The sequence below is a fragment of the Enterobacter vonholyi genome, assembly GCF_040834095.1.
In the GTDB taxonomy this organism is placed as follows: Bacteria; Pseudomonadota; Gammaproteobacteria; order Enterobacterales; family Enterobacteriaceae; genus Enterobacter; species Enterobacter vonholyi.
The window spans coordinates 3,152,612-3,175,440 of the sequence record NZ_CP162152.1 but is presented as its reverse complement, the minus strand read 5'-3'; the positions used below and the strand labels follow the sequence as shown (position 1 = coordinate 3,175,440).

Here is a 22,829-nt window from a genome sequence, read left to right as displayed (position 1 = left end):
ATATATGAAAATTAAAATCATGGCTGCCATTCTTGCAATGGGAGTCGTTGCAAGTACTTATGCAAAAAATATTGATTATTGTAAGACGATAACGTTTGACACTGGAGGTTTTAATTATTCTGCTATTATGCAAGCGTCTTCTGATTCCGAATGTCGTGATAAGCCCGTTCCAATTCAATACAAAGGAATAAAAGATACATTCATCCTTACATCAGAGGCAAATCCAACTGGCGGAGCAAGCTATCTGACATGGGATGAATCAACTAAAACGTATGGATATGATAAGGATGAATTAAAGAGCACAATTCATGATATTGTGAAACAGGGTGGGAGTGATAAGTATATTGAAGCATTGAATCCGATTGTTAAAATAAAGTTCACTCCAAAGGATAAAGGGGGGGTGGTTGTATCTGATATTATCTTCGAGGATGAAAACAACAAACCAATCAGCATCGTCAGGGATATATATTTTTACTCACAAGATAACTATGCTGCAGTGTATGGTTCTACTCCAATAAAATACACTCAGAAGAATAAGATCTTTTTTATAGATGAAGTTGAATCACTTTTCGAGACAATGAATATAAATTGGTAAAGTTTTGGGTTTGTTGATGATAAAACACCTAAAAGCTAATGATACTGTAATCACATATACTAAAAAAACAGTTGAAGTACAAAAAGGTCGTAGTACTGTAAAAATCATTATTGATTACACCTGACAGGGCAAGTGAGATGGCGGTTAATTATGGATAATACAATTTTACTGTTAGGTTTTGTTAGTGCCATTAATTTTTTTTCATTGGGTGCGTCTGCGAATGATATAGATTTATCATCGGCAGTTAAAAGCTATACCTTCAAGGATGGAGAACCTTATGGCCTATCACAAGTATATCAAATTGATGCACCTGACACCGGTTTCCCGCCTTATTATATTTTCCAGAAGTTAGGTAAAGGGAACGCTTACCCATTTTTTTTAATCGCGAAGGACTACCTGGTAAAGATGAGCCATACAGTCGGTGTAACGTAGTGCTCAAAGTTAATGATCAATATCTCATGCCAAACAGGAATTATAAATCTGGATATGCCGAAGATTCTGAACAATGCCTCGGGATCGATAGAATGCAGATTATTAAAGGTAACAAAAATATTAAATGGTATGTGACCGAGGCTTTATATCAGTCAGAAGGTGATACACCAGATAAAACTGAAGAAGTATATTTTTATTCTGATGGTTTTTTTGGCTTTTCAAAAAATTTTAGTTCAAAACTAGCTGCAGGCAAAATTAAAACAAAAGACCTCGAGAATTTGTCTGTGGATGAGAAATACGCTGAAGAATGTGCTAAATAAAATTCAGTGAAGATTTCCAGTAACTTCAGCTTTTCCTGACAAGGAGTCAAACATGATTATCAGTCCTCCGTTTCTGAGAGATAAAGAGGCGACTCAGTCTGACGCAGACTGGATTGAAGCGATGATGCCTGTCAATGCTCGCCGGGGATATCCTCTCAATGCATCAGAGTCCTGGCATGGGGGCATTCATATATCACATACGGATTCAGGCACAACGCCGGAGAAAGTGAGGGCAATTGCTGAAGGAACCGTGGTGTCGTTCCGCAAGCCGTCCCCGCCAGAAAAAAGAGACCAGTTCCCACTAAAGTATGCCCCTGTAAGGGGGACGGATGATGGCTATGTTTTACTGAAACATGAGACAGAAATTGGTTCCGGAGATGACGGTAAGGTCGTTTTTTACTCTTTGTATATGCATCTGAAGTTTCTGGAAGCAGAAATAAAAGCTGATGCCAAAATTTACCGGAAAGACCCGATTGGCTCTTGCGGAATGACTGACGGGGAGAATGAATTTCACTTCCAGGTTTTCTGCGATGATGACAACATCAGTAAACTGGTGGGACGAAAAACGAAGGAACTGGATATTTCGAAAGATGGTCGCACTGATGCGGTTTACGGTGATATCCATTTTTATCTGCCAGCAGGGACAACGTTTTACGACAAAGCACCCACAAATAACAGTACTTCCCTGACCGGGCTTTCTGAGCTGTATACCAGCAGTGCGCCTCTGTATGTCAGCATGACCCTGGCGCATGGCAACTGTACGATGGTGACCCGACAGAAGAATACACAGACTGACGGGAAGTATGATCTGCTGGGCGAGCCGCTGGTTAACGCCGATGGTGAAGATTATGAATACAATCTTTATAAAATCGCTATGCGGAATTATAAGGAGAGCCCCAGTGCCGGATTTGAGCTGCTTCGTTTTGGCCGTGTAATCAATACCGAGCATGAAACGCTGGTGCCGGCAGATGCGCCGTTATGGATGACGGTTAGGTATCCAGGTGGAACAGGGGTGGTAAATCTTGCCGCTCCCGATGTCAAAAAGTTTAGCGATGCAGATTTCCCCCACTGGACGGGATGGTTGCTGGTTGATGATGACAACGATACACACAGTCAGTGTAATTCGGCGGTCATAAGAAAGTTGCAGGAAGAAGGCAGGTACGAATCTCAAAGCAACAGACTTATCTGCTGTTTACCATTCGAGTGGGAAAAAAGCACAATAGATGCCAGATATAAATGGTTGATGACCGGTCTGCCCTGGGAGCAGTGTACGCCGGAAAAAACGGCCATATGGCAGGTTCCCGGGTCGCAGCAATCAAATGAACGTACGCTAATGAGTGAGGAAGACTATGGCAAATTCAAGCAACACGCAGAAGCGCTGTGTTTTGATTCAGGAGCTCTCGGTTGCGGAAGATTGTGGCATTTCAACCCTGTAGATTTTATTGCTCACATGAGACTTTGCAGTTGGCTCAGTCTGAACGATATTATTAAATTGGTGAGAAAGTATCAAAAATCACCTGTGTCTGTTTATGATCGTCGACATCCATTAACCATTGATGAACTAACAAAGCGATTAACAGGAGAGGGCATGAACAGTGCAGGGGATGTTAAACGTCCAGCGGCGATAAATGAGGCTCTCCCCAAAATACTAAATAAATATGGAATTAATACACCAATCAGAATTTCACACTTCTTCGGTCAGATGGCTGCTGAAACTGGGCGGTTCGATAGTTTAGTCGAGCTAGGCTCTGCGAACTACTTTTCTGTACACTACGACCCGGGCACGGATCAGGGTCATAAGTTAGGGAATACATTGACTGGTGATGGTGCTAGATTTAAAGGCCGAGGATCTATTCATCTAACTGGAAGGGCTAATTATGGTCATTACAGTGAATATCGGCAAGGTTCAGGTTCTAATTATTTCACTACTGAACCCCATAATGATCTGATTGTAGAGGATGCATTTTTTGCATTTGATGCCGGAGGTTATTACTGGTCCAGTAAGCAAAAATATATAAGTCGCAATGGGCGACTTGTAGCCTCAGGAAAATTAGGTATAAACTTTTGGGCTGATCAAGGTGCGACTCATAACGATGCAGAAGAGGTTACAAGGAGAATAAATCCAGGGAGAATGGCGTTTGAGGACGTCAGGTGGCCTGCGTTTAAGCATGCGTGGTATGTGCTTAACGATTCTACAGAACAAGAAGCCGATTATTTTGCTATTAAGGAATAAATATGAAATATTTAAAATTGCTAATCGTGTTATTTGTGTCGATGACCTTTTCTGCATTTGCTATGAGTTCAAATCCAAACTTTACTCCTCAACAGACAGTTATTAATTTTATAAGTGACTATGAGCAGTGGAATGAAGAAGCTACGCAAAATCTAAGTGAAGATACTGGTTTTCAGGCAAAAGATGAGTACATTAAATTACTTAATAAGTATTGCACTCAATCTACAAGCAGGATTGGTTATGATGTCTATGGTCAATACTCGTTGCATATTGCCGATGGAGAAAAAATACTCAGCACTACAAAAAATGGTCAAGAGGTTATAATTAAAACAGAGGTGTCGTCCAGATTTGGAGATACGGCCGCTGATATGGATTATTTTGAATATCACCTGGTTTTGGATAAAAATAAATATTTAATTGAAGAAGTATATCAGTTGTCAAAATCTGGTAAAAAGACCAAAACATTATAACTTCATAAGTTTTATTCTTAGATGCTCTCTTGCAAAAAATTTGCTGGGGCATCTGATTTAAAGTTTGTTAAATATAGTGTTCGACGTTTTATTGTAGTTATTTGGCTGAGAAAATATGTTTTATTCCCTAAAGCATCTCCCTGAATGTTATCCACGACCGGTCACACCAAAAAAAACACGTTGGCTTGCTGTCCTGGTGGCAATGTTGGTCATCAGCGTGATCTTCATGCGTATATTCGGGCGATACATCGATAACAACCACTTCTGGTTGGTCGCTATTGGTACGCCCGCTGTTGTTTGGATTGTAACTTTCGGTTTTCGCATGTTGGTCTGGTCATTACAGGACAGCAAGGCGAATGGTTTTGACCGGCGTCGGGAGCAATGGATCCTGAGTGAGACTCGTAGGGCTCGTCGTGCGCTTCAGGTGTTGAATACGACATTTATTACAGCCCATCAGGAAGACGAACAGCGTCCTGTCGCTGATGATATGCTCAATAATCACAGCATTATCATTTCGCAGTCGGACTGGAAAGGCGAAAAAAGCAGGAGGCTGAGCCGTATTACGGCAGAACCAGAAGATACTCCTGGATTGATTATCTCACGTTTGTTCTCTGAGCTTATTGCCGATCTTCCAGCTCACCAGTTTCCTGAGAACGCTTCGCTTGTTGTCATCCTCGATGTCTCGTCATCTCTGTCCTTCCCTGTTGTCAGAAATATCTGGCAGGAAGCCTGGCAGGAGAGTGGCATAACCTGTGCGCTTGAGTACACAGACAGCAATGGGCCGGGGGTAGTCAACCACTGGCTTGATCACCGCATTAAAGACGATGCGATGTTATTGATTGTTGGCCTCCAGATTGATCCGGTTGTTTCAAACAATACTGCTGAAGCAGCCGTTACTCTGCTTCTTGGCAACCGCCTGACCCAGGAGGCACTCGAACCTCTCGCGTTGCTCCACCGGCCAGATGCTTCTCCAACCGGTGAGCTGAGGGAGGGGATGAACATGGCTGCCTATAACGTACCGCTCAAAGAAAATATCGTCAAAAATTTATGGCTTGCCGGGCTGACAGGTGAGCAGCGTGCAGAAGTTATTGCGTGCCAGAATGCGCACCCTGCGCAGTCTGTAGAGGACGAAGCCGTCATTTCGCTCGATACATCTATGGGACATGCCGGTGCCGCGGCCCCCTGGCTGGCTATCGCTGCCGCTACCGTAATCGCCCGACAAACTCAGTTACCACAGATGATTATCTGCGGTGATACCACACAGAATGTGCTGTGGAGCACGCTCATTACCCCGATTGCTTCCCGACAGGAGATGGATCCGTGAAGCTACCTTTAGCACCGAAGACTACGGAAGGCCGCTATCTTGCTGTCGCATTGATTTTCTTTTTGCTGTTAGCTGTTATGACTTCCATGGTCTGGAAGCATCCGGATATAGCCGGGATTGAAGACGGAAGTCAGCAGCAAATTTACTGGCTTATTGCCGGCGGATGTATTTCAGGCTGCGCCCTTATCGTTTCCGTAGTGCTTCTGGCGGCGGTACGCAATGCCGGCAAACAGGAGTTTAATAAGCTTGTCGACAACACCAACGGTGATGATGAGAAAAAGAAGCGGGAAAATGATAAAGCGCCTGTTCACCCTGCGGTGGTCATGTGTAACAAGATCCGGGGACATCTCCGCTCCCGTATTGGCCTTTACTGGCGTCGTAAAACCCGTCTGCTGTTAATCACTGGCGATGAGGCGGCAATCGAACTACTGGTACCTGGCCTGCAGGAAAACCAGTGGCTTGAAGGTAACCGTACCGTTCTGATATACGGCGGCAGTCTGACTGCTGAGCCCGATAAGGAAAAATACGCCGCGCTGCGTAAACTGCGTCGCGGGCGTCCACTGGACTGTATTGTCCGCGTCATGCCGCAGTCGCTTAATCTGACCCCACAAATCAGCGACAACAATTTACGCGGACTGGAAAAAATCAGCGAACTGCTCCGTTATTCCGCCCCGGTCTGGCTGTGGCAGCTGTGCGACAGCACCTGGTCGCAGGCAAAACGTACTGAGCAGCCGGTCGGGGCCAGTTTCCCACTGCGTGCTAAGCCCGACGATATTACCCGCCAGCTTGAGCTGATGCTGCCGGCCCTGCGAACGCAGGGCGTGAGTCAGGTCGCTGAGAACAATGGCCACGACTTCCTGCTGCGCCTGGGCCAGCACCTTAAAGACGGCGGCATCGCCCGCTGGGCTCAGCAACTGGTGCCATGGCTGGCCGCCTCTCAGCAGCGCGTTCCGCTGCGAGGCCTGATGTTCAGCCTGCCGGAGAATAAACCCGCCGCTACCGCAGGAGAAACAGCCAGTGCTGCACCTGCCGACGCTGAGAAATATATCCCCGAATCACAACGCCATGCCCTTGCCCTGCCCGCAACATGGCAGGGTATCGTTGATGACTGCATCCGCGTACGTGGCCGCCGGGTCGGTATGGCCTGGGAACAGACGCTGGCCTGGACGCTGATGACCATCATCGGTATCTGGGGAGCGGGTACACTGCTGTCGTTCGCGGTCAACCGCATGCAGATAATCTCTGTTGCCGAGCAGGCGCATGCGCTGGTGGAGCATCCTTCCGTATCGGATTACCAGCTCACGGCTCTGCATACCCTGCGTAATGACGCCGGCCGCCTGCAGCACCGTATTCAGGATGGAGCGCCCTGGTACCAGCGCTTCGGTCTGGACCATAACCAGCAGTTGCTCGATGCGTTGCTGCCCTGGTACGGCGTCGCAAACAACCGCCTGATACGCGACCCGGCGAATCAGGCGCTGACACAGAAACTCAACGCTTTGGCAAACTCTGCCCCCAACAGCGACCAGCGTGCACAGCTGGCGAAGCCGGGTTATGACCAGCTTAAAGCCTGGCTGATGATGGCCCGCCCGGATAAGGTTGATGGGGCATTCTACGCGCAGACCCTGAAAACCGTGCAGCCGACACGAATGGGTATTTCTACCGGTCTGTGGCAAAGCCTGGCGCCGGATTTGTGGGCCTTCTACATCACCGAACTGCCTGAGCAGCCGCAGTGGAAAATCACACCGGATGCGCAGCTGGTCAGCCAGAGTCGCCAGTTGCTGCTGCAGCAAATCGGGCGTCGTAACGCTGAAAGCACACTGTATGAAAATATGCTCAAGTCAGTGCGTCGTAACTTCGCCGATGTCTCCCTGGAGGACATGACCAGCGGTACCGATGCGCGTCGGCTGTTCACTACCGACGAAGTGGTGCCGGGCATGTTTACCCGCCAGGCCTGGGAAGGGGGCATTCAGCAGGCCATTGAGAAGGCGGCAACGTCGCGCCGCGATGAAATTGACTGGGTGCTGAGTGACAGCCGGAAAGCCGTTTCCTCAGACCTGTCGCCGGAAGCTCTGAAAGCGCGTTTGACGCAACGCTACTTCACCGACTTTGCCGGCAGCTGGCTGAGCTTCCTTAACAGCCTGCAACTTAATCCGGCGAACAATATTGCGGACGTTACCGACCAGTTAACACTGATGAGCGATGTCCGCCAGTCGCCACTGATTGCCCTGATGAATACCCTCGGCTGGCAGGGACAGACAGGCCAGCAAAGCGAAGGTCTTTCGGACTCTCTCATCAAATCGGCCAAAGAGCTGGTTGGTGGAAAAGACAAACCCGCAATTGACCAGTCAGCAACAGGTCCCCGGGGACCACTGGATGAAACTTTCGGTCCGCTGCTTCAGCTTTTGGGTAAAAACACGGGCAGCAACGTCATGTCGGCGGATAACTCCCTGAGTCTGCAGACGTATCTGACCCGCATCACCCGCGTGCGTCTGCGGCTGCAGCAGGTGGCCAGCGCTTCTGACCCGCAGGCAATGATGCAGACCCTGGCGCAGACCGTATTCCAGGGCAAAAGCGTGGACCTCACCGACACTCAGCAATACGGTAGCCTGATTTCGGCAAGTCTTGGCGAGGAGTGGAGCGGATTCGGCAGCACAATGTTTGTGCAGCCGCTGACCCTGGCCTGGGAGACCGTGCTTCAGCCGTCGGCAGCCAGTCTGAATGACAAATGGAGCCGCTCGGTTGTCGCGAACTGGCAAACTGCCTTTGACGGACGTTTCCCGTTTGCCGCCAGCAAAAGTGATGCCTCTTTACCGATGCTGGCTGAATTTGTGCGTAAGGACAGCGGACGGATAGAGCGCTTCCTGTCGACAGAGCTCAACGGTGTGCTGCACAAAGAGGGCAGCCAGTGGGTGCCGGATAAGGTCAACAGCCAGGGGCTGAACTTTAACCCGGCCTTCCTGCGGGCCATTAACCAGCTGAGCCAGCTGTCAGACATCCTGTTCACCGATGGCAGCCAGGGCATCAGCTTTGAGCTGCAGGCGCGTCCTGTGCCGCAGGTGGTGGAGACGCAGCTAACCATTGATGGACAAAAGCTGCACTATTTCAACCAGATGGCCGAGTGGCAAAGCTTCCGCTGGCCGGGAGACACGTACAAGCCGGGAACGATGCTGACATGGACCACGGTCAACGCCGGTGCGCGTCTGTTCGGGGATTACAGCGGGACCTGGGGCTTTATCCGCTGGCTGGACTTGAGCAAGCGTCAGCAGCTGGACCGCAGCCAGTGGATGATGAGCTTTACCGCCCCGGACGGTCGCACCCTGCAGTGGGTGCTGCGCTCACAACTTGGAAAAGGCCCGCTGGCGCTGTTGGATCTGCGCGGTTTCACGCTGCCGGATCAGATATTCAGTGTCGACAGCGCGGCCACCGCTCAGGCGCTGATGGCTAATACGGAAAACAATGACATGGAGGGCGTCGAATAATGAGCACATTGCAGAATTTGGTTACCGCCTGTCAGGCTGACGATGCTCAACTGCGTGAACAGGCGCAGGCGCGCACGGATAACTGGCAGCCCTGGCTTGCTCCGTTAAGCGTTGCCAGTCCGACAGGGGAAGACCCGGGATATGACGATGATTTTCAGCGTATCCGCGAAGAGGTTAATAAGCTCTCCGGGATTGATACCGAACTGATATGCACGCTTGCTGAAAAGTTACTGACCACCACGGCCAAAGATATCCGGGTTGCAACGTATTACTGCTGGGCGCGGCTTCACCAGGATGGCGAAGCCGGCTTTGCCGAAGGGCTTGAACTGCTGGCGGGATTACTGCAGCGCTACGGCATGCTGCTTCACCCGCAGCGGGACCGAAGCCGCAAGGCTGCACTGGAATGGCTTGCCGGTAGCCGTGTCCTGGACAGTCTGTCACTGTTTCCGGAGGTCATCCGCGAGGATGCACAGCGTACAGCCGGGGCCTTGCTGCTCATCAGTACCCGTCTGGAGACCGAGCCGGAAGCATCGCGGCCAGAGCTGAATGCCCTTTACAGCGGGCTGGAGTCTCGCCTGATGAAGGCCGGTGGTGTGGATGCCGTGGTACCGCAGAACGCAGGGAATAAGGCGCAGTCACAGCCCTTTACGCATGCGACCGAGTCAGATGCGCCGGTTCTGAACCGCATCACCTCCGGTCAGGATTTGCTGGCCCAGGCCCGTACCCTGACGGGATATCTGCGCGAGCAGCCCGATGGCTGGCTTGCCGCACACCGGCTCATGAAAAGCTTACGTCATGACACGCTGAGAGCGATCCCTGCGCCGGATGCCGAAGGGAAAACGCGTATCGAACCTCCGCGAGCTGACCAGCGGGCCATGCTCAAACGATTGTACCTGCAGCAGAGCTGGCTGGAGATACTGGAGCAGGCGGACAGCACCTTCTCGCGTGGCGCCAATCACCTCTGGCTGGATTTGCAGTGGTATATCCATCAGGCCCTGGTGAAGTCAGGGCAAGATGTGCTGGCCGATATCATCGCCGCCGACCTGAAAGGACTGCTGCGCCGCCTTACCGGTCTTGAAACGCTGGCCTTTAACGACGGTACGCCGTTTGCCGAGGAGGTCACGCTCAACTGGATAAATCAGAGCGTGCTCGACGATATGCCCGGCTGGCGGGATGAACCAGTCAGTGCCGACAGTGGGGATAATAACGATATTCTGGCTCTTGAGCCGGAAGCGCTGGAGAAAGCGGATACTGATGGTCTGGATGCCACACTTCACTGGCTGCAGACTCGCCCGGGCGCCGACTCCGCAAAAGACAAATGGCTGCTGCGTCTGCTGATGGCCCGTGTGGCCGAGCAGAAAGGTAAGAATGAACTGGCGTTGCATTTGCTGGGTGAGCTCGACAGTGCCGCACAGTCAATCACCCTCACACAGTGGACTCCTGCACTGCTGTTTGAAGTGAAATCACGTCGCCTCAGACTGCTGCGAATGAAAGCCACACGCAGTGAAACTGATAAATCACGGCTTCAGCCTGAGATGGATTTGCTTCTGTCCGGTCTGATTGCGCTCGATCCGGCCAGCAGTGCAGTGCTTTGCGGATAACCCGGACAGAATTCAGCTAAAGGGAAAAATATGGCAGCAGAAGGCTTTTACCTGGTGCAGGGCGACAAGACGACCTGCGGCGGGAAAATCACCACGGGCGCAGAGGATCACACACTGTTTGATAAACCCGTTGCCCGGGAGCAGGACAGTGTGACCTGCGGGAAGCATGCCGGGCTATTCAAGATAGCCGGCGGCATCGACAACGATACTATTCATGACCGGCGAATGGCCGGAACCCTCGACAGCTATAGTACTTGCCCCTGCAAGGCGAGGTTTATTCCATCAATGATGGATGATACATACGAGAAGAGCAGTGGAGCTTCCGCTGGGGAATCGGCAGCAGGCTTTACAGCGGCCCCGGCGCAGACTTCTCCTGAGTTGCCTGGTTATCTGACCGGTGAGCAAAAGCCAACGGGATTCGTATCTGATTACCCTGTGTTAAAAAACACACATGATTTACCTGATGAAAAGTTAAGAATGATGTTTAAGAAAAATAACCAAGACATCATGTTACTAACTTTACCCGAAGTGTTTGAGATATTGTCATCCTGGGGGGCGTGGAAATACGGTTGGATTGCGATAACTGAAAGCACACCAGGTCAAATAATTGTTAACTATGGTACAAATATAAAGGATGTCGTCACAACATCCATGTTGGTGGGGCAGTTAGGTAGTTTTGGGATAAAGGCCACGGTATATGTGAATCATAAAGGCACAGAATTGATTAAAATCAGTGGCTACCCAGGGGTTAGGAAAATATTAAATGCGCCAGTTTTTTCTGCAAAGAACCCTAAGGTTGTAGATATAGGCATAGGCAAGTATGGTCTGGCGAAATCGATCATAGAAGGTGCAAGATTAACTTTTTATGTGGCTGCAGCATATCGCACTATCGATTACATTATGAATGATGAAACCTCCTTCGCTGAATTTATTGGTAGTCTGGCAACAGATGCAGTTAAAATTGGTATAGCATCTGCTGTCGTTTGGGGGGGGGGACTGGTTCTGGTAACTCCATGGATCGTTGCAAACTTAGCAATAGTTGTCGTCGTTGGCGGTGTTGCTGCCATTACCTTAAATGTTCTTGATGAAAAATTTGGTGCGACTGACAAGGTTGTAGCCTATATAGAGTCAGCACAACAAGAATTTGCAAACAAAGCCAGAGAGGCTGAACAGGGATTACTGGATCTTGGGGCAATGTTTGCTGAGCAAATGTTAATTAGAGGAAAGAATGTGATTATTGAGGAGGTTCGAAATTATATTCGGGATACTCTGACGAGTATTCAACGGAGATTGTACTGATGTTTGAAGAAAAAATCCGACCTTTTCTTGCTATAGTAATAATCCTCGGCTTATGCGTGCTGAGTATTTATCTTGGAAATAGTATATTTCAGTCATACTTCTCTTTCGAAGATAGCATTGTTTTCTCATGGTTAAGCATTGCATTAATTGCCTTGCCTGTTGTGATGATTTTTCCACTTATTTATTTTATTCTGATGATTGTTAAGGGGAAGGATTTTGCTTTCAAAACAATGGATAATTATGTTTCTTATTTGAAGTGGAGTTGCATTGCTATCGTAGTATTAGGAGTGTTATTTTCCTGTTTGTACCCCCAAGAATTGCTCAACAAGGGATATCTCCGTTGTAATGGTGTTCCTTCGGGCTGGATGGCAGGAACTGCAACCCGCTATGTTAAAGATCCGTCTATCTGCGTCATACATTGACGACCTAACATCGCAGGTGATTGATTTATGAGTCCTAAACATAGATTTTTTGGTAACCTTATTATTTGGTGTGTTTCCTCAATAGGCTCTTTGTGGTTCGCAATTGATGCATATAGTGAGTTATTTGGGTTTGGAAGTGACATTGTATTTTCACCAACAGTTTCCGCTTTGCTAATAATTCCAATTATTCTGATATTTCCATGTATATATTGGTATTTGGCTATGCGGTACGGCGAGGAACAGGCGGTTATTAAATGTAAAAAAACAAGCAGAGTATTTATTGGTCTGGTTGGTGTTTTTATCGTCAGTTCTGTCATCTTTTCGTTTGCGTACACTTCGACTCTTGAGAGTAAAGGCTACGTGAAATGCACCGGCCGTCCTGATGGATGGATGCCGGGGATGGCTACTGAGTATGTACTACCACCATCGGTATGTGGGCAGCGTGATAATTAATAAGATGTTCCTGTTCTCCGGAACATCATCAGCACAATTTTATTTAAATAATACTATTCATTCGGCAATTATTGAGCAGAAATAAATATGGATGATTTAACCCTGCGTTACTACGACGCTGAAATGCGCTATCTGCTGGAAGCCGGTGAAGAGTTTGCCCGTGCTCATCCCGAGCAGGCGGCAATGCTCAATCTCGATAAGGCGGGGGCGCGCGACCCTTACGTGGAGCGGCTTTTCGAGGGCTTTGCCTTCCTGATGGGCCGTCTTCGTGAAAAGCTCGACGATGACTTACCGGAGCTGACTGAAGGGCTGGTCAGCCTGCTGTGGCCGCATTACCTGCGTACCATTCCGTCAATGTCGGTGGTGGAGTTCACCCCTGACTGGCGTGAAATGAAAGAGCAGATGCGCATCGTCAAAGGTTTCGAAGTGAACTCGCGGCCGATCGGTGAGAAGGGCACGCGTTGCCGGTACACCACCACCAAAGAGATCACCCTTCAGCCATTGTCGCTTGAAAGTGCCCGGCTGGCGACCGATCCGGATGGCCGTTCGGTCATCACGCTGCGCTTTAACTGCAGCCATCTCGCCGACTGGAGTCGTATCGATCTCAGCCAGATCCCGCTCTACTTCAACGCTGATGCACCGCTGGCCTGCGCCATGCATGAAGCCTTTACCATGAATACGGCGCGCCTCTGGCTGCGGATGCCGGGCGACATGGACAGAAGACCGCTCGACGGGTATTTCACCGCGCTGGGCTTCGGTGATGATGATGACCTTTGGCCGAAAGGCAGCAGCAGCTTTAGCGGCTATCAGCTGCTGCTGGAGTATTTCACCTTCCGTGAGAAATTCATGTTCACGGGGCTGCGTGGGCTGGAGACCGTAGCTTTTCCGGCCGAGCTCCCCTGGTTTGAAATCGACGTGGTGCTGGCAGAACGCTGGGAGCATGATTTCAGCTTTACCGAAAAGCATCTGCGCCTGAACTGTGTGCCGGTGATCAACCTGTTCCCGCTGGAATCTGACCCGCTGACGCTCAACTCCCTGCAGACCGAATACATGCTGCGCCCGATGCGCGTGCAGGATGGCCATACCGAGATATACGCGGTCGATTCTGTGATGTCATCGAGCCAGCATACCTACGTGCCTTTCTCCAGCTTCCGTCACAAAGGCGGAATGATGCGCCATGAAGCCCCGGAATATTACTACCACACCCGCGTGCGCCGAGGTCCCTCCGGACTGCATAACACCTGGCTTATCCTGGGGGGTGAAGCGTTTGATAACCACACGGTGCCGGAGGATGAAAGCCTGTCGCTGACGCTAACCGGCACCAATGGCCAACTGCCTCGCAGAGCGTTGCAAAGTACCGTGCTTGATACAGTGATGAAAACCACTTCAGCCAGTATCGCCGTGCGTAACCTGTGTGCGCCGACGCTGCCTTGTTATCCCCCGGCACAGGATCGCTTTCACTGGCGTGTGCTGAGCCATCTCGGCAGCGGCTTCCTGTCGATGATGGACAATGCCGACGTGCTGCGCGGCACGCTGGCGCTGTATGAGTGGACTGACAGCGAGATGAACCGCCGTCGTCTGGAGGCGATTATCGATGTGAAGCACAGTGAAACGGAACGCTTTGAGCAGGGATATCTGGTGCGCGGGGTGCAGATTGAGGTGACGCTTGAGAGCAACGGCTTTGCCGGGCGCGGCGATATCTGTCTGTTCAGCGAGATGCTGAGCCGCTTCTTTGCACTGTACACCGATATCTATCTGTTTAACCGCCTGATTATTATTCTGCAACCGACCGGAGAGCGCCTGGAATGGGAAGAGAAGCACAACCGCCGCATTCCCGGCTGACCCCGCGGCTGGAGGCCGATCTTCACCGCATCAACTTTTATCGTTTATGCCAGCTACTGGAGAAGCGCCATCCGGACCGGCCGCTGATGGGCTCTACCAGCCATCCGGCGGATGACCCGGTACGCTTTGCAGCGCACTCTGGAATGGGGTTCCCTGTAAGTGAATTGAAGGCTGTCGAGTATGACGAGGATGATGACAGCAAGCCACCGATCATCCGTACAACTTTTATGGGGATGTATGGCGTTGATTCACCGCTGCCGACCGCCTATCTCGATGACATCACCCAGCGCCGGGAAGGGCATGAGGCGCTGCAGGGCTTTCTGGATATTTTCAGTCATCGCATCCTGACGCAGTTTTATCGCGTCTGGCGTAAATACTCGTACCCGGCCACGTTTGAGCCTGGAGGCACTGACAGCATTTCGCAGTCGCTACTGGGTCTGGTTGGTCTGGGGATACCAGGCACGGCAAATCATATTGCCACGCCGGTGTCGCGCTTTCTGGCTCTGCTGGGGGTTTTGCAGCAGCCGGGCAAAACTCAGGAAGGGATGCAGGCACTGGTGAGCCTGCTGGCCCCCGAGACGACGGTGCAGGTGAGTCCGTATTGTCTCCGGCCTGTAGTAATAGACAGGCCGCTGGGTTTTTACGGTGACGAAGATTTTCTGCTTGATGGCAATACTCCGCTGGGTGACGAAGCGATGGATGCCGGCAGCCAACTGCTGGTTGCTCTCGCGACGGACAACGAACAGGAAGCGCAGGGCTGGAAACCGGATGGTCAGTTGTACCTGGATTTCCTGGTAATGCTACGGGTGTATCTGGGCTGGCGGTTTAAGGCCAGAATTACCCTGACCACTTCCGTACGTCTGCTGGCCGTTCCACCGCTTGGAGAAAATCCTTTCTGGCTGGGGTTGAACGGCGTGCTGGGCGCTGACAGTGATAGCCTACCGGATGATATTCCTGAGACCTTTACCACAGAGCTGGGTTATTACAGCGGTCTGGAGCCTGCAAAATCACAACAAGGAAACCGACGTGTTACGTACAAGTTTAATTAAGACTACGCGCTGGCTGATGCCGCTGATAGCACTCTCTCTAACTGGCTGTGGGGTAACGCAGAGCGTCACCGACGGAACCAAATCGGCGTTCAATTCTGTGTTCTATAAAAAAATTAAAATCCTGCATCTGGATTTCACCGCGCGTGAGGCGCTGAACACCGACTCCCGTGAAAGTAACTCGCTGTCTCAGCCGGTGGTGGTAAGGGTTTACCAGCTCAAAGACCGCAAAACCTTCGATAAGACGGTATATCAGCAGTTGCTTCAGGATGATAGCACCATTCTGAAAGACGACATGCTGGCCAGTCGTGATGTTGTGGTGAAACCGGGTGGCGATGCAAACCTTGATATGCCAATGGAAGAAGAGACGCAGTTTGTCGCGGTGGTAGGGCTGTTCCGCCATCCGGATATGGACAACAACGGCTGGAAGCAGGTTATTAAACGCAGTGACCTGGATCCGGATAAACCGCGAATTCTGGAAGCAGGCGATAACTCTCTGACGCTGCAACCGCTTAAGGACGACTGATGCCCTTTGGACATAACACGCCTTCGCTGTATGAAATGCTGACCGGAAATTTTACAGGCGGCCTCAACCTCAACCAGGTCAGTGAGGAAAATCAGGTCATCCTCTCGGTACTTGATAACATGCAGCGTATCCTTAACTGCCGCGCCGGCACGCTGGCGCATCTGCCTGACTACGGCCTTCCGGACATGACCAAAATCCTGCAGGGCATGCCGGGAACGGCCCATGAGCTTATGGGAACATTGTCTGCTGTCCTGCTCAAATATGAACCACGCCTGAAAAAAATAACCGTTGTCCTGCTGGAACAGAATGTCCCCGGTGAACTGCGCTATGCCATTGACGCTGAACTTAAAGGGATTGGCCTGGTGCGCTACGGGACTGAATTTATGCCCGAAGGGCGGGTCCTGTTAAGGCATCTCAGGCAACAGCAGTATCTCGACACCACTCTCCGTATATAAGGTCCGATAACATCATGTCCGTAAAATCACAGTTCCTGAAGAAGTTGCAGGCAAGACAACCTGCACCTGTTCCTGCAATCAGCAGGAGTCAGGCTGATATTGCAGAGTTTCGCCAGCGAATGGCTGAGCTTCAGGATGAGATGAACGCGTGGCTGACAGATACGGGACTGAATGTGGAGCCACTGACGGTATCCGTTCCGGATCTGCTGGTGGAGGGCGGGGCTTTTGAGATTTCCGGTATCGTTCTGCATTATGGCAGCCGAGCGGTCAGATTTATGCCGATCTTTCTGTATGGACAGGGCGTAGCTGGTTGTGTCGAGGTGACTTTCTGTTCCGGGGATAAGGTGATTTCTCAGGGACGCCTGTTCATGCGTGCGGGGAGCGTAAATGGCTGGATCTTTACGCCCCCTGATATCTCATCCCGTTCAGGACAACTATTTGATGAAGGCATTTTTTACAGCCTGATTTTAGCGCTGCTGCCATAGCGATAACATTCATTCCTTTTATTAGTCACTGCATTTTTAATCGCAAAATAGCCTTACATCTCAACTGACGAAATTAACTACACGGATATGCAGGCCCTTCAGGATGACCACACATATAACGTTAAAAACCGGCGGCGACCCGCGTACGCTGCCAGATTACGCCGCCCTTCGCGATGAACTCAGTAAGCTTACGCATCCTGCTCGCCCGGATGTGAACTGGCAATATGTCGAAAAACTCTGTCTCTCTCTGTTTGAACAAAACGGTGTGGAGTTGCAGACTGCGGCCTGGTACACCCTTGCCCGTACTCACCTGTCTGGATTAGCTGGCCTGAACGAAGGGTTGGCAATTCTGGAGGCCCTGATTAGCCGCCAGTGGGACGTTTTCTGGCCGAAGACGCTACACGCTCGTCTGGAAATCCTTAGTGGCCTGAGCCAGCGCCTGCAGCAGCGCATGCGCATGCTTGCATTGAACAACAGCCATCTACGTGAGCTTTATAGTGCTGAAGCGTTGCTTACCAGCCAGAGCGCGGTGTTCCAGCGTCTCGAACTCAAACACCTTAGCCAGTTCGATACGTTACGAACGTTGATACGTTCAAGTGCTGAACGGCTGGAAAGCGGTAATGACGCATCAGATTTGGATGCGATCATAATGCCCGGTCGCGAGTTACCTCAGGAAAGGGCAGAACCGATTGGCGAAGTGAAATGGGTCTACGTTGTGCAGCAGGAAAATCAGCCGGATACAAAGGATCGTCCGACTGCGCACGGGTCTGTCAGACCATGGAAACCCTTTGTCGCCGGGATGTGTTCTGTGCTGGTGGTCAGCCTCGCCGTGGCGTGGGGAGGGGGCTTTCTGTCGAGACCGGATCCCTTAACGACTCAGGCCATTGCCTCGCTGGCGCCGTTACCTGAAGTGCTTACTCCTGTTCAGCAAGACGCGTTAGCGCAGCGAGGCACCATTCCGTCCACGTTTATCACCGAAACGCAGCAGCAGCTTGCCCGACTGGATAAGCTGCCACCAGACTGGAATATTTCCTACAGCCTTCAGTTGTTAGCGCAACTCCAGACTTTGCAGCCGGAGGAAGCGAAGTCGCTCACCGTGCAGTGGAAGCAAAAATTTAACTCGGCAGCGTTGCCTGTCGATTCCATGAACAGCTGGTATCAGGGAATGATGAAGCTTCAGCAACTGAGCCATAGGCTGAGTAGTCTGGATGAGCAAAAAGGAAAATATATCACGGTAAGTGAGCTTAAATCGGTGATTTTTTCAGCTATACAGTCCTTTAACCAAACCATACCGGCTGAAGAACAACTCCGACGCCTGTCAGAGCATAGTGCTGAAAGCGCGCTGCCTGAAGCCGAAAAGACCCAGCTGGAGTTGCGTCTAAGACAGCTGGCAACGCGTTATGCTCAAATCAAACAGGATTTTTCTGCTCAATGAATGCGGGTGTGAAGAAGCGATGTGCAGAAATAAGCGGGAGGGTAAAGTGTCCCCTGCAGGAATCGAACCTGCAACTAGCCCTTAGGAGGGGCTCGTTATATCCATTTAACTAAGGGGACGAGGCGGCACGAGTATAGCCTTATTTACACTTTGCGTTAAGCGCATCGCCGCCTGACTGCTCAAAGAGTCACCATTCAGGTCGATTTTTTTGTCGATTTATCATCATTTTCCCGTGCCTTAAGCTCAGCTTTGCGTTTGTTCGACATGTCGTTACGGATTTGGGCGTGGCTTAACAGCGCGAAGATAAACGTTCCGCCGCAGATGTTTCCCGCCAGCGTCGGAAGGGCAAACGGCCAGAAGAAATCGCTCCAGTGAAGCGTACCGTTAAAGACCAGATAGAGGATTTCAACGGTCCCGACCACAATATGCGTGGTGTCCGCCAGCGCAATCAGCCAGGTCATCAGTATGATCACGACAATTTTGGCGCTGCCTGCTGAAGGGAACATCCACACCATCGTGGCGATAATCCAGCCGGAGATGATGGCATTCGAGAACATCTCGACCGGCGTGTTTTTCATTACATCCATGCCGATTTTTACAAACGCATCCCGTGTGGGTTCATCAAATATCGGCATATATTCAAACGCCCAGGCCGCGATGCCCGTGCCGATGATATTTCCCAGCAGGACCACGCCCCAGAGCCGCATCAATAAACCGAAATTCCCGAGTGTGGGGTTTTGCATCACCGGCAGAACCGCGGTCACCGTGTTTTCAGTAAATAGCTGCTGGCGGGCCATGATGACGATAATAAAGCCGAAGGTATAACCGAGGTTCTCGAGTAAAAAACCGCCGGGTACGCCCTCCAGCTGCACATGAAATATCCCTTTCGCAAGCAGAGATGCTCCCATTGAGAGCCCTGCAGCGATGGCTGACCAGAAGAGAGCCATCGCGTCGCGCTCCATCTCTTTTTCACCGTCCTGGCGGATATGCTCGTGAATGGCCATCGCGCGGGAAGGGAGGCGATCTTCGTCAATTTCTATTTTCTCGCCGCGCGCTTTCTCCTCGCTTTCAATTTCAAGTTCCTCATTGCTCTCGCCAATTTTTTCTTCGCCCACTTCTTTCATATATGCTCCCGGAGATTGATCTTTCTGTTAAGCGTAGCGGCTTTTGTCGGGATGCCTGTGGGGATGCTCTTAAATTGGCAGCAATGACAACAAAGGTGATACATCTCTTTCAAAGGCATTATAAAATTGCCAGCGAAACGAATTCTAAAAGCCAGGCTATGCTGAGATCAGAGTCACGCTGGTTACTGCCCGTAATTGTGCTCATAGACATCGGTAAACGTGCTGTTACAATCGCTTGCACGTTTACAGACGGAGCATCAGGCTCCGTTACGGATGGCAATCAACGATAGCCATACTGAACAGGGAGATATTTATGAAACTTCGGCTGTCGGCGCTTGCGCTGGGCGCGACGATGCTTGTGGGCTGCGCCAGCTCTGGGGAGCAAACGGGCCGCTCCGATCCTCTCGAAGGATTTAACCGCTCCATGTATAGCTTAAACTACAACGTGCTGGACCCGTATGTGGTTCGCCCGGTGGCAGTGGCATGGCGCGATTATGTTCCACAGCCCGCGCGTAACGGGTTAAGTAACTTTACCAGCAACCTCGAAGAGCCTGCGGTAATGGTGAACTACTTCCTGCAGGGCGACCCCTACCAGGGGATGGTCCACTTTACCCGCTTCTTCCTGAACTCCATTCTGGGGATGGGCGGCTTTATTGACGTCGCAGGCATGGCGAACCCGAAACTTCAGCGTGAACAGCCGCACCGTTTTGGTAGTACGCTGGGGCATTATGGTGTCGGTTACGGCCCTTACGTTCATCTGCCGTTCTATGGCAGCTTCACCGTGCGTGATGACGGCGGTGATATGGTCGATACGCTGTATCCGGTTCTGTCATGGCTGACCTGGCCGCTGTCGGTGGGTAAATGGACGGTAGAAGGGATTGAAACCCGCGCGCAATTGCTCGACTCTGATGGCCTGCTGCGCCAGTCTTCTGACCCGTACATTATGGTACGTGAAGCGTACTTCCAGAATCATGACTTTATTGCCAACGGCGGTAAGCTGAAGCCGGAAGAGAATCCAAACGCGAAGGCGATCGAGAACGAACTAAAAGATATCGATTCTGAGTAAATAAAAAAGGTGAGCAATGCTCACCTTTTTTGATTCTGTCGCGATTAGAACGCGTAGTTGAAGTTCGTACCGAACAGCCAGGCTTTACCTTCAGAGGTAAACTCGTAAGGGCCTTCCTGGAACGTCACTTTCTGACCGTGCATATAAGATACGCCCGCATCGATGGATGCATTCTCGTTGAACGCATACGTCGCGCCCGCGCTTAACCAGAAACGGTCCTGATCCGGAATGGAAATGGAACGTTTGTCTGCCGGAACCGGGCTGTCGTCAAATGCGATACCGGAGCGGAATGTCCAGTTTTTATCGTAGTAGTAGGTGGTACCCAACGCAATACGATAGGCGTCGTGGAAGCTTTCGTCCTTATAGAACAGCGTCTGGCCATTGGTTCCGGTCGCTTTCAGCTCCTGGAACTGGCTCCAGCTGGTATAGGCCAGGCTATAGTGGATAGCCCATTGCGGCGCAACACGGTTGTAACCGGACACTTCCCACATTTCTGGCAAATGCAGTGACAGTGAACCTGGAACGGTCTGGTTGGACGTTCCCCAAGGAATGGTTGTACCCGCACCAGGAACCAGGTTGTTCACAGGCGTCAGGATGCCGCTCTTGTAATCGCCGTCGAAGTCAATTTTCACTTCGGAACGATAGGTCAGGCCCCAACGGTTGTTTTTGTCCAGCTCGTAGAGGATACCGGCGTTCCAGCCATAGCCCCACTCATCACCTTCAAGACTGGCAATTTTATTGCTGTTTTTAGGCAGGCGCGCAGTCTGTTCCCCGGAATAACGTTCGATTTTGGCATCGGCGTAAACGGCATCAAAGCCCAGACCAAAGCTCCAGTTATCGTTCAGGCGATACGCACCGCTCAGGTTGAGGTTCAGCGTAGTAAGGTCTGTTTTACCGCCGTATTCACCAGCCGGGTAGTTGTTATTGAACTCGGTAGCCAGGCCGTAGTTAGACGTTACGGATGCACCCCAGCCAAACTGTTCGTTAATGGGCGCAACGAAGTGCAGGTTGGGGATCCATGCTGTTGGGGCAATGTTGTCCGCTTTAAGGCTCGCACCCGTATAAGGCGACTTACCAGAAACGTTGACATCAGGGTCGATATAAACCGCACCGGCAGAGAAAGTCGGACGATCGAACATCATGATCAACGCGGGGTTACGACTCGCGTTACCCGCATCATCAGCAATAGCGCCTTCCCCGGAATACGCACGGCCAAGGCCAGAGGAAGAAAATTCGTTTAACTGAAAGCCCGCTGACCAGGCGGAAGTGGAGACGAGTGCCACTGCGACTGCCAGCGCAGTCTTGTTGAACAGGGTTTTCTGGCTCATGACCATAACCTCATTGAGTTATTTTTATTCAATAATTGTTACATACCGTAACAGGAGCGCGAAGTGTAGGGTCTGAGGTATGACAGACAAATCAGACCAGTGGCCAGAGTATAGGTCTGACCAGCCAGAATGTTGCAAGTTTGTTTATTAATATTTTCAAACATGTTTCGCGAAACGAGATCTGGTTGGCAAAATTGTGACCATCGCGACTCACCCAAAAGGGTGGTTTTTGTTCTGGATCATTTTTTAGTGTGATATTGGTCACTTATCCGTTTTTGCACCATTAACGGCTGGAGAGAGCCCGCGCCGGGGCGTAAAATATCAGCATCGTGTTTATCTCGCGCGCTGCGCGAATACAGAGGAAATTGAGCTATGAGTAAATGCAGTGCTGATGAAACCCCGGTTTGCTGCTGTATGGATGTTGGGACCATCATGGACAACTCCGATTGCACCGCGTCTTACAGCCGTGTGTTCACTAACCGTGCCGAAGCGGAAGAGACCCTGGCCGCGCTGAGCAAGCGTGCGCGTGATGTTGAATCCGATCCGTGTGAAATCAAGTCGACCTTCACCGAAGTGGAAGGCGGCGTGAAGCTGGACATCGACTTTGTTTTCGCCTGCGAAGCAGAAACACTGATTTTCCAGCTGGGTCTGCGTTAATCCTTTTTGCCCGGCGGCGCTTCGCTTGCATGGGCCTACGATTGTGTAGGCCGAGTAAGGCAACGCCGCCACCCGGCAACAAACCGCACAAATGCCCCTGCCATGCAGGGGCATTTTCTTTTTCTTCTCTGTGTTTTAGCTCGCACTTTTTCGTTTCCCCGATTGGCTGAATGTAAAAAAATGGTTAAGACTATTATCAGGTCAGACCACTTTATGTTTGCGAAAAATTTTTTACAG

At 50.8% G+C, this 22,829-nt stretch carries 20 protein-coding genes and 1 tRNA gene; 18 read left to right on the top strand and 3 right to left on the bottom strand.

What is annotated here, in order from left to right; all coding sequences use genetic code 11:
* Nucleotides 1–4 precede the first annotated feature (4 nt).
* The 16 genes from AB3N39_RS14895 to AB3N39_RS14820 all read left to right on the top strand — a co-directional run bounded on the left by AB3N39_RS14895 (nt 5) and on the right by AB3N39_RS14820 (nt 18,417).
* Entirely contained in the window at nt 5–595 is a 591-nt protein-coding gene (locus AB3N39_RS14895; RefSeq protein WP_136195520.1) for a hypothetical protein, read from the top strand.
* A gap of 150 nt (nt 596–745) precedes the next feature.
* Nucleotides 746–1,027 (top strand): hypothetical protein, encoded by a 282-nt coding sequence (locus AB3N39_RS14890; protein WP_143345373.1) that lies wholly within the window; start codon nt 746–748, stop codon nt 1,025–1,027.
* A 92-nt stretch (nt 1,028–1,119) separates the two neighbouring features.
* A complete protein-coding gene (locus AB3N39_RS14885; RefSeq protein ID WP_367896839.1) occupies nt 1,120–1,347 on the top strand; it encodes a hypothetical protein in 228 nt (75 codons plus the stop codon).
* 52 nt (nt 1,348–1,399) lie between these two features.
* Nucleotides 1,400–3,580 carry a hydroxyethylthiazole kinase gene (locus AB3N39_RS14880; protein WP_325813736.1) on the top strand — a complete coding sequence of 727 codons (2,181 nt, stop codon included), beginning with the start codon at nt 1,400–1,402 and terminating at the stop codon, nt 3,578–3,580.
* A gap of 2 nt (nt 3,581–3,582) precedes the next feature.
* Nucleotides 3,583–4,050 carry a hypothetical protein gene (locus tag AB3N39_RS14875; protein ID WP_136195518.1) on the top strand — a complete coding sequence of 156 codons (468 nt, stop codon included), beginning with the start codon at nt 3,583–3,585 and terminating at the stop codon, nt 4,048–4,050.
* Between the two features lie 115 nt (nt 4,051–4,165).
* The gene (locus AB3N39_RS14870) at nt 4,166–5,374 is read left to right on the top strand and encodes a hypothetical protein (RefSeq protein WP_136195517.1); all 1,209 of its coding nucleotides are present in this window, start codon (nt 4,166–4,168) and stop codon (nt 5,372–5,374) included.
* A complete protein-coding gene (locus tag AB3N39_RS14865; RefSeq protein WP_367896838.1) occupies nt 5,371–8,853 on the top strand; it encodes an ImcF-related family protein in 3,483 nt (1,160 codons plus the stop codon). Before AB3N39_RS14870 ends, AB3N39_RS14865 begins: the two co-directional genes overlap by 4 nt.
* Nucleotides 8,853–10,454 carry a type VI secretion system protein TssA gene (gene tssA / locus AB3N39_RS14860; protein ID WP_367896837.1) on the top strand — a complete coding sequence of 534 codons (1,602 nt, stop codon included), beginning with the start codon at nt 8,853–8,855 and terminating at the stop codon, nt 10,452–10,454. Before AB3N39_RS14865 ends, tssA begins: the two co-directional genes overlap by 1 nt.
* A 30-nt stretch (nt 10,455–10,484) precedes the next feature.
* The gene (locus AB3N39_RS14855; RefSeq protein ID WP_367896836.1) at nt 10,485–11,753 is read left to right on the top strand and encodes a PAAR domain-containing protein; all 1,269 of its coding nucleotides are present in this window, start codon (nt 10,485–10,487) and stop codon (nt 11,751–11,753) included.
* Nucleotides 11,753–12,175 carry a DUF1240 domain-containing protein gene (locus AB3N39_RS14850; RefSeq protein ID WP_136195513.1) on the top strand — a complete coding sequence of 141 codons (423 nt, stop codon included), beginning with the start codon at nt 11,753–11,755 and terminating at the stop codon, nt 12,173–12,175. The genes AB3N39_RS14855 and AB3N39_RS14850 overlap by 1 nt, the downstream gene beginning before the upstream one ends.
* 540 nt (nt 12,176–12,715) lie before the next feature.
* Nucleotides 12,716–14,470, top strand: coding sequence for a type VI secretion system baseplate subunit TssF (gene tssF, locus AB3N39_RS14845; RefSeq protein WP_325813731.1), 1,755 nt, complete (start codon nt 12,716–12,718; stop codon nt 14,468–14,470).
* Nucleotides 14,434–15,519, top strand: a complete 1,086-nt coding sequence (gene tssG, locus AB3N39_RS14840; RefSeq protein WP_367896835.1) for a type VI secretion system baseplate subunit TssG — start codon at nt 14,434–14,436, stop codon at nt 15,517–15,519. The genes tssF and tssG overlap by 37 nt, the downstream gene beginning before the upstream one ends.
* A complete protein-coding gene (gene tssJ / locus AB3N39_RS14835) occupies nt 15,497–16,042 on the top strand; it encodes a type VI secretion system lipoprotein TssJ (RefSeq protein ID WP_271368450.1) in 546 nt (181 codons plus the stop codon). Before tssG ends, tssJ begins: the two co-directional genes overlap by 23 nt.
* Complete coding sequence (gene tssE, locus AB3N39_RS14830; RefSeq protein WP_143345365.1) at nt 16,042–16,497, top strand: type VI secretion system baseplate subunit TssE; 456 nt, start codon at nt 16,042–16,044, stop codon at nt 16,495–16,497. Before tssJ ends, tssE begins: the two co-directional genes overlap by 1 nt.
* A 14-nt stretch (nt 16,498–16,511) precedes the next feature.
* A complete protein-coding gene (locus AB3N39_RS14825) occupies nt 16,512–16,982 on the top strand; it encodes a hypothetical protein (protein WP_143345364.1) in 471 nt (156 codons plus the stop codon).
* Between the two features lie 103 nt (nt 16,983–17,085).
* Nucleotides 17,086–18,417, top strand: a complete 1,332-nt coding sequence (locus AB3N39_RS14820) for a VasL domain-containing protein (protein ID WP_143345363.1) — start codon at nt 17,086–17,088, stop codon at nt 18,415–18,417.
* A gap of 47 nt (nt 18,418–18,464) precedes the next feature.
* On the opposite strand, the gene AB3N39_RS14815 is transcribed toward AB3N39_RS14820, so the two are convergent.
* Nucleotides 18,465–18,536, bottom strand: a tRNA-Arg gene (locus tag AB3N39_RS14815).
* 75 nt (nt 18,537–18,611) lie between these two features.
* The gene (locus AB3N39_RS14810) at nt 18,612–19,541 is read right to left on the bottom strand and encodes a formate/nitrite transporter family protein (RefSeq protein ID WP_133294871.1); all 930 of its coding nucleotides are present in this window, start codon (nt 19,539–19,541) and stop codon (nt 18,612–18,614) included.
* A 313-nt stretch (nt 19,542–19,854) separates the two neighbouring features.
* Here AB3N39_RS14810 and mlaA point away from each other — a divergent pair, with 313 nt between their 5' ends.
* A complete protein-coding gene (mlaA, locus tag AB3N39_RS14805; RefSeq protein WP_115875917.1) occupies nt 19,855–20,607 on the top strand; it encodes a phospholipid-binding lipoprotein MlaA in 753 nt (250 codons plus the stop codon).
* Nucleotides 20,608–20,651: 44 nt separating this feature from the next.
* Here the strand turns inward: mlaA and fadL are convergent, their stop codons facing one another.
* Nucleotides 20,652–21,935, bottom strand: a complete 1,284-nt coding sequence (gene fadL, locus AB3N39_RS14800) for a long-chain fatty acid transporter FadL (protein WP_115875916.1) — start codon at nt 21,933–21,935, stop codon at nt 20,652–20,654.
* A 372-nt stretch (nt 21,936–22,307) separates the two neighbouring features.
* Here fadL and AB3N39_RS14795 point away from each other — a divergent pair, with 372 nt between their 5' ends.
* Nucleotides 22,308–22,592, top strand: coding sequence for a YfcZ/YiiS family protein (locus AB3N39_RS14795; protein WP_023294142.1), 285 nt, complete (start codon nt 22,308–22,310; stop codon nt 22,590–22,592).
* Nucleotides 22,593–22,829: the final 237 nt, after the last annotated feature.